Origin of the sequence: Sphingopyxis sp., assembly GCF_035250425.1 — a bacterium.
Lineage (GTDB): Bacteria > Pseudomonadota > Alphaproteobacteria > Sphingomonadales > Sphingomonadaceae > Sphingopyxis.
Window position 1 is genome coordinate 1 of record NZ_DATFFD010000106.1, and the last position, 7,044, is coordinate 7,044.

The following is a 7,044-nucleotide window of genomic DNA, read 5'->3' on the forward strand; positions in this document are numbered from 1 at the left end:
AGCCCGGTGAAGACGCTCGACAAGCTGACGGTGAGCCGTCACGGCGACGAGCTGATTATCGAGGCCGCGGCGCGCAGCTTCCTGCATCATCAGGTGCGCTCGATGGTCGGCTGCCTCGCGCTCGTCGGCTATGGCAAATGGTCGGCGCGCGATTTGAAGGCGGCGCTCGATGCGGCGGATCGCAACGCGCTGGGGCTGAACGCCCCGCCCGACGGGCTCTATTTCGTGCGCGCGACTTACCCGTAAAATACCCTACGCTTCGTCGCCCCGGACTTGATCCGGGGTCCATGACTTCAGTGCTACGACGGATACTGGATCAAGTCCGGCATGACGAGAAATGGGGTGGTGCCTGAATCGAAAAGGGCGGCCCTACCAGACCGCCCTTTCCTTCATCGCTGTGGACGCGATTACACCTTTTCGGCGTAGTAGAGCGGCGCATGCTCGTTGAGTATCTGGAGGATCTTCGCCTGCGCGGTCTTTTCGTCGCTTTCTTCCATCGCGCCGAGTTCGCGCGCGAGGCGGCTCGACGCCGCTTCGAAGATCTGGCGCTCCGAATAGCTCTGCTCGGGCTGGTCGTCGGCGCGGAACAGGTCGCGGGTCACTTCGGCGATCGACACGAGGTCGCCCGAATTGATCTTCGCTTCATATTCCTGCGCGCGGCGTGACCACATGGTGCGCTTCACCTTCGGCTTGGTCGTCAGGACCTGCAACGCTTCCTTCAGCGTCTTGTCCGACGACAGCTTGCGCATCCCCACGCCTTCAGCCTTGTTCGTCGGCACGCGAAGCGTCATTTTTTCCTTTTCGAAGCGCAGGACATAAAGTTCGAGTTGCATGCCGGCGATTTCCGACCGCTGCAATTCGATGACGCGCCCCACGCCATGCTTGGGATAAACAACATAATCGCCGACTTCGAACAAGAGCGTGTTCACGGACATGCAAATTCCTTTCTGTGCCTTGACCCTGACCGGAAACTGCGACAACACCGGGACATCCAACCCTCCGTATTGAGGGGGATGAGCATTCGGGCGGCGCTAGCCAGTCAGAGTGACAAGGGATATGGCTCCATCGGAAACGCCGAATGTGCCCCAGCCCGAGCGGCGGGAAGAGGCAGGGTGTCGGCGTGTTGATATTTATTATAACAGATTCGCAACAAAATTGCCACCCCTGCGCGGAAATGCGTCGGTCGGCACCTTGACGGCTCCTCAGACCCGTTTCAGGTTGAAACGAAATCATAGATAAGGAGCCGGTATGCAGGATCAAATTTGGTGGATCACAGGCGCCTCCTCGGGCATCGGCGCGGCGCTCGCGCGGGCGCTCAGCGCACGCGGCGCAAAGCTGATCCTGTCGGGGCGCAACGTCGCGGCATTGGAGGCCGTTGCCGCCGACTGCGCTACCGAATCGCTGGTCCTGCCGTTCGAGGCGACCGATTATACTGCCCTCCCCGCCATCGCCGAGCAGGCGTGGGGCTGGCAGGGCCGCATCGACGGGCTCGTCAACAATGCCGGCATCTCGCAGCGCAGCCTCGCGATCGAGACCGATTTTTCGGTCTATCAGCAAATCATCGGCGTCGATCTGCTCGCGCCGATCGCGCTCACCCAGCAATTGCTGCCGCGCATGGTCGGTGCCGGCGGCGGCCAGATCATCGCCATCTCCAGCGTCGCGGGGATCGCGGGCGTGCCGCTGCGCAGCGCTTACTCGGCGGCCAAGCATGGCCTGATCGGCTATCACGACAGCGTGCGCGCCGAAAATGAGCATCTGGGGCTGAAGATACTCGTCGTCGCGCCGGGTTCGGTGCGCACCAATGTCAGCCGCAACGCGCTGAACGCCGACGGCAGCACGCGCGGGGAAAGCGACGCCGCAATCGACAATGGCTTGTCGCCCGATGACGCGGCAGAGCGAATGCTCGCGGCGGTCGATGCGGGGACGCGCGAACTGGTGATCGCCGAGGGCGCCGAAGCGGCGATCGCCGATCTACGCCGCAAGGATCCCGACGCGCTGTTCGACCGGATGAGCGCGATGGTGCAGGCGGGTTATGCGGCGCAGATGAGGGCGACGAGCGCGACCTAAACGGCCGCTAACGACCGGAAGCGGACATAACGATCCTCCCCATCAACTTGCGATGGGGAGGTGGACCGCCGCGAAGCGGTGGTGGAGGGGTAGCGACATCGCGCCATTACCCCTCCGTCAGCCCTGCGGGCTGCCACCTCCCCATCGCAAGTCGATGGGGAGGATCTTACGGCAATGCACTACCCCAAAGAAAAAGCCCCGCCGGATCGCTCCGGCGGGGCTTTTCTTTTGCCCGCGGGCAGCGCGACCTACGCCCCGCCGTTAGCCAGTGCCGCAAGGAGCAGGATCGCCACGATGTTGGTGATCTTGATCATCGGGTTGACCGCCGGACCCGCGGTATCCTTGTACGGATCGCCGACGGTGTCGCCGGTCACCGCGGCCTTGTGGGCCTCGCTGCCCTTGCCGCCGTGATTGCCGTCTTCGATATATTTCTTGGCATTATCCCATGCGCCGCCGCCCGAGGTCATCGAGATGGCGACGAACAGCCCGCCGACGATCACGCCGAGCAGGAGAGCGCCAAGCGCTTCCAAGGCCGCGGCGGGACCCGCCACCGCGCGGATGACGAAGAACACGACGATCGGCGCGAGCACCGGGAGCAGCGACGGGATGATCATTTCCTTGATCGCCGCCTTGGTCACCAGATCGACCGTGCGCGCATAGTCGGGCTTGCTCTCATAGGTCATGATGCCCGGGTTGTTCTTGAACTGGTCGCGAACATCCTTGACCACTTCGCCCGCCGCGCGGCCGACCGCGGTCATGCCCATCGCACCGAAGAGGTACGGCAGGAGCGCGCCGAGCAGCAGCCCGACGATGACATAAGGCGACGACAGCGAGAAGGTCAGCGGTTCGGTCAGCCCGAGCTTCGCCGAATATTCGGTGATGTCGGCGGTATAGGTGCCGAACAGCACCAGCGCCGCGAGACCCGCCGAACCGATGGCGTAGCCCTTGGTCACCGCCTTGGTCGTGTTGCCCACCGCGTCGAGCAGGTCGGTCTTTTCACGAACCGAATCGTCGAGACCCGCCATTTCGGCGATGCCGCCGGCATTGTCGGTGACCGGACCATAAGCGTCGAGCGCAACCACCATGCCGGCGAGTGCCAGCATCGCGGTGGCGGCAAAGGCGATGCCGATGATGCCCGCGGTCTGGAAGGCGACGATAATGCCGGCGCAGATCACGAGCGTCGGCAGCGCGGTCGATTCAAGGCTGATGGCCAGACCCTGGATCACATTGGTGCCATGACCCGTTTCCGAAGCCTTGGCGATCGAGCGCACCGGGCGATAGTTGGTGCCGGTGTAATATTCGGTGATCCAGATGATCAGCCCGGTGATGACGAGGCCGAGCAGCGAGCAATAGAAAAGGTCGCTGCCGTTGAACGTCTGGCCCGTAACATCGGTCGTCATGTCACCCTTGAAGACGTAGCTGGTCGAGAACCAGATCGCCGGGATCGAGAGGACCGCGGTGACGAGGAAGCCCTTGTACATCGCGCCCATGACATTCTTGCCGCTGCCGAGACGCACGAAATAAGTGCCGATGATCGAGGTGATGATGCACACACCGCCCATCAGCAGCGGCAGCGTCATCAGCGGGAGCAGCATGTCGCCGGTGCCCTTCAGCAGCAGCGCGATCAGCACCATCGTGGCGCCGACGGTGACGACATAGGTTTCGAACAGGTCGGCGGCCATGCCGGCGCAGTCGCCGACATTGTCGCCGACGTTATCGGCGATCACCGCGGGGTTGCGCGGATCATCCTCGGGAATTCCAGCCTCGACCTTGCCGACAAGGTCGGCACCGACGTCGGCCGCCTTGGTGAAGATGCCGCCGCCCAGACGCGCGAAGATCGAGATCAGCGAGGCGCCGAACGCGAGCGCGACGAGCGCATCGACCACGGTGCGATCCTCACCGCCGACGGTGAAGCCACCAGGGCCGATCAGATACCAGAAGAAGACCGAGATCGCGAGCAAGGCAAGCCCAGCCACGAGCAGACCGGTGATCGCTCCAGCGCGGAACGCCATGGTCAGGCCCGCCTGCAGCCCGGTCTGCGCCGCAGCCGCGGTGCGGACATTGGCTTTGACCGAGATGTTCATGCCGACGAAGCCGGCAACCCCCGACAGGACAGCGCCGATGACGAAGCCCGCGCCCGAAATCGGGCCGAGAAAATAGCCGACAAGAATGGCGACGACGACGCCGACGATGGCGATGGTACGATATTGGCGGCCGAGATAGGCCTTGGCGCCTTCCTGAATGGCGGCGGCGATTTCCTGCATCTTTTCATTACCGGCGGAGGCGCTGAGCACCTGCCGCGAGGTAATGAACCCATAGAGCACGGCCAACAGGCCGCACGCTATCGCGATCAAAACCGGATTCATGCGTGACTATTCCTTCCCGTTGAGAAGGGCGACGCAGAAGATAGCAGTCGAGCACGTCCGACTTATTGATGCCGGTTCGCTCTCTCCCCTGATGCGACCGCCCCAAATTTGGACGCCGATTTATGGGAAGAAAGAAAGCCAAGGGCAAGCCCGGTAATTCCGCGCTTTTCCGTGTTTTCGCGTCAGTGCATGAAACCGAGACGCTCGGGCGGCGCGATCCGCTGCGCCCGGTGGGTCAGCATGATTCCCTCGCCCACCCCGGCGTGACCAAGGGGTGTGACGACGATATTCAGCCCTGCCGCGATCTCGCGGATCGGCGCGGTGGCTGAGGGATCGGCGGTGAACAGCAACTGATAATCGTCGCCCGCGGTCGCCGCCGCGAGCCGCGTGTCGAGCACGTCGGGGCGCACCGCGAGCAGCGCCGCCGAGAGCGGCACCGATTCGAGCATGATGCCCAGTTGCCATCCGCTCGCCTCGGCCATCCGCTGCGCATCGATCAGCAGGCCGTCGGACACATCCATCATCGCATGGACGTGTGGCGCCACCGCCTGCCCGAAGGCCAGCTGCGGTTCGGGACGGCAATAGGCGGCAAGGCAGGTTTCGTTCGGATCGACCTGCCCGAGCCGCATCGCGAGGCCGAGCCCGGCATTGCCGATCGTCCCGGTGACCCATATCTGGTCGCCGGGCTTTGCGCCGCTCCGCGCCGGCGCGCCGGTCGCAGGCGCCTTGCCGATGGCGGTGAGCCCGAATGTGCGCGGCGCGCCGGCGGGAATGCCCACAGTATCGCCGCCAAGCAGCGGCACCTCGTACCGCCGCAGCACCTCGCCCAGCCCGCGAACGAAGGCCGCGTCCCAAAACTCGTCGCCGGTCAGGCTGTACCCGACGAGCACGCCGAGCGGCGCGGCGCCCTTGGCGGCCAGATCGGAAAGGTTCACCGCAACGAGCTTCCACGCGACATCCTGCGGCCGTTCGTCGGGTAGGAAATGGATGCCCTCGACGATCATGTCGTGGGTGAGGACAAGGTCGCCGAGCACCGCGGCGTCGTCGGCCAGCCCGCGCGCGGCGGGGTCGGTCGCGATGGCACGCAGGCGGGCGATGAAATCGGCTTCGCTCATGCGAAAATCGTAGCCGATACCACTACGGTGTAAAAGATACCCAACGCCGTATCCCCGCGAAGGCGGGGATCCAGAGCGCAAATAAGCAACCGCTTGCCTTATGCCGCTCCGGGCTCCCGCCTGCGCGGGAGTCCAAGGTTGGGCTTACTTGCGCACATCCTTGCCAATCGCATCGAGCAGCCCATTCGCAAAGCCCGCCTCGCGCGTATCGAAGAACGCCTTCGCGACATCGACATATTCGCTGACTACCGCGCCGACGGGCACGTCGCCGCGCGCCATCAACTCGTACGAACCCGCGCGCAGGATCGCCTTCATCGTGCGGTCGAGCCGCTCCATCGACCAGCCGCTCGCGAGCCGTGCGACGATCGCCACGTCGATCTCTTCGATACGCGCGAGCGTGCCCTTCACAATATCGTCGAAGAAGGCGGTGTCGGCGTCGGCATATTCTTCGTCCTCGATCGTCGCACCGATGCGGTGCTGATGGAATTCGTGGATCAGCTTAGGCACGGGCGTGCCCTCCATCTCATGCTGATAGAGCGCCTGGACGGCGGCGAGACGGGCGGCGGAGCGGGACTGGGAGCGTTTGTTCATGGTTCTTTTCTTAGCTGAGACGCTGGCTGACCGAAAGCGCATGGGCGGGAAGCCCTTCGGCGCCCGCGAGCGCAACCGCGGCCGGACCGATCGCGGCAAGGCTCGCGCCATCGAGCGCGAGGAAGCTCGTGCGCTTCATGAAATCGCTGACCGACAGCCCGCTCGAGAAACGCGCGCGGCGGCCGGTCGGCAGCACATGGTTCGGACCGGCGACATAATCGCCGATCGCCTCGGGGGTGTGGCGGCCGAGAAAGACCGAGCCCGCATGGCGCACCTTGGCAAACAGCGCATCGGCCTCGGCGGCGTCGACCGCGAGTTCGAGATGTTCGGGGGCGAGGCGATCGCAGAGCGGGATCGCATCGGCGAGCGCCGGCACGATGATCACCGCGCCATTGTCGGCCCAGCTTGTCTGCATCGTGCGCGCGGTCGCGAGCGTCGGAATGATGTTGGCGACCGCCGCGGCCACCGCATCGGCGAAATCGCCGTCATCGGTGAACAGGATCGACTGGCTTGTCGGGTCGTGCTCGGCTTGGCTGAGCAGGTCGGCGGCAATGACATGCGGCTCGTTCTTCGCATCGGCGACGACGACAATTTCGCTCGGCCCCGCGACCATGTCGATGCCAACCACGCCATAGACCTGCCGCTTGGCCTCGGCGACCCACGCGTTTCCAGGCCCGGTGACGACGTCGACCGGAGCGATCCTGTCGGTGCCATAAGCGAGTGCGGCAACCGCCTGCGCGCCACCGATACGCCAGATCTCATCGACCCCGCCGATATGCGCGGCGGCCATCACCACGGGGTTCGTCTCGCCGCCCGGCGTCGGGGTCATCATCACGATGCGCTCGACCCCCGCGACCTTGGCGGGGATGATGTTCATCAAGACCGACGAGGGATAGGCGGCGCGG

6 protein-coding genes and 1 pseudogene are annotated in these 7,044 nt (G+C 64.5%); 2 read left to right on the forward strand and 5 right to left on the reverse strand.

All coding sequences use genetic code 11. From position 1 onward, the window contains the following. A pseudogene (locus VJ811_RS06130) lies at positions 1-246 on the forward strand (tRNA pseudouridine(38-40) synthase TruA); the annotation flags it as partial. Positions 247-407: 161 nt separating this feature from the next. Here VJ811_RS06130 and VJ811_RS06135 read toward each other — a convergent pair. Further along, on the reverse strand, positions 408-935 hold the full coding sequence (locus VJ811_RS06135) for a CarD family transcriptional regulator (RefSeq protein ID WP_037511307.1): 528 nt from the start codon (positions 933-935) through the stop codon (positions 408-410). 313 nt (positions 936-1,248) lie between these two features. Between VJ811_RS06135 and VJ811_RS06140 the strand changes: the two genes are divergently transcribed. After that, a complete protein-coding gene (locus tag VJ811_RS06140) occupies positions 1,249-2,067 on the forward strand; it encodes an SDR family NAD(P)-dependent oxidoreductase (RefSeq protein ID WP_324071382.1) in 819 nt (272 codons plus the stop codon). A gap of 248 nt (positions 2,068-2,315) precedes the next feature. On the opposite strand, the gene VJ811_RS06145 is transcribed toward VJ811_RS06140, so the two are convergent. The 4 genes from VJ811_RS06145 to hisD all read right to left on the reverse strand — a co-directional run. Beyond that, positions 2,316-4,433 (reverse strand): sodium-translocating pyrophosphatase, encoded by a 2,118-nt coding sequence (locus VJ811_RS06145; protein ID WP_324071383.1) that lies wholly within the window; start codon positions 4,431-4,433, stop codon positions 2,316-2,318. Between the two features lie 182 nt (positions 4,434-4,615). Continuing rightward, positions 4,616-5,548: a thiamine-phosphate kinase gene (gene thiL / locus VJ811_RS06150; RefSeq protein WP_324071384.1), complete on the reverse strand. Its 933-nt coding sequence runs from the start codon at positions 5,546-5,548 to the stop codon at positions 4,616-4,618. A 144-nt stretch (positions 5,549-5,692) separates the two neighbouring features. Beyond that, positions 5,693-6,139, reverse strand: a complete 447-nt coding sequence (gene nusB / locus VJ811_RS06155) for a transcription antitermination factor NusB (protein ID WP_324071385.1) — start codon at positions 6,137-6,139, stop codon at positions 5,693-5,695. Positions 6,140-6,149: 10 nt separating this feature from the next. Continuing rightward, the coding region (gene hisD, locus VJ811_RS06160; RefSeq protein WP_324071386.1) for a histidinol dehydrogenase at positions 6,150-7,044 on the reverse strand (895 nt) is incomplete at its 5' end.

Bases quoted from the DNA above. Each gene is read 5' to 3' on its own strand.
- thiL (WP_324071384.1), bottom strand. From the start codon at position 5,548: ATGAGCGAAGCCGATTTCATCGCCCGCCTGCGTGCCATCGCGACCGAC.
- VJ811_RS06135 (WP_037511307.1), bottom strand. From the start codon at position 935: ATGTCCGTGAACACGCTCTTGTTCGAAGTCGGCGATTATGTTGTTTAT.
- nusB (WP_324071385.1), bottom strand. From the start codon at position 6,139: ATGAACAAACGCTCCCAGTCCCGCTCCGCCGCCCGTCTCGCCGCCGTC.
- VJ811_RS06145 (WP_324071383.1), bottom strand. From the start codon at position 4,433: ATGAATCCGGTTTTGATCGCGATAGCGTGCGGCCTGTTGGCCGTGCTC.
- VJ811_RS06140 (WP_324071382.1), top strand. From the start codon at position 1,249: ATGCAGGATCAAATTTGGTGGATCACAGGCGCCTCCTCGGGCATCGGC.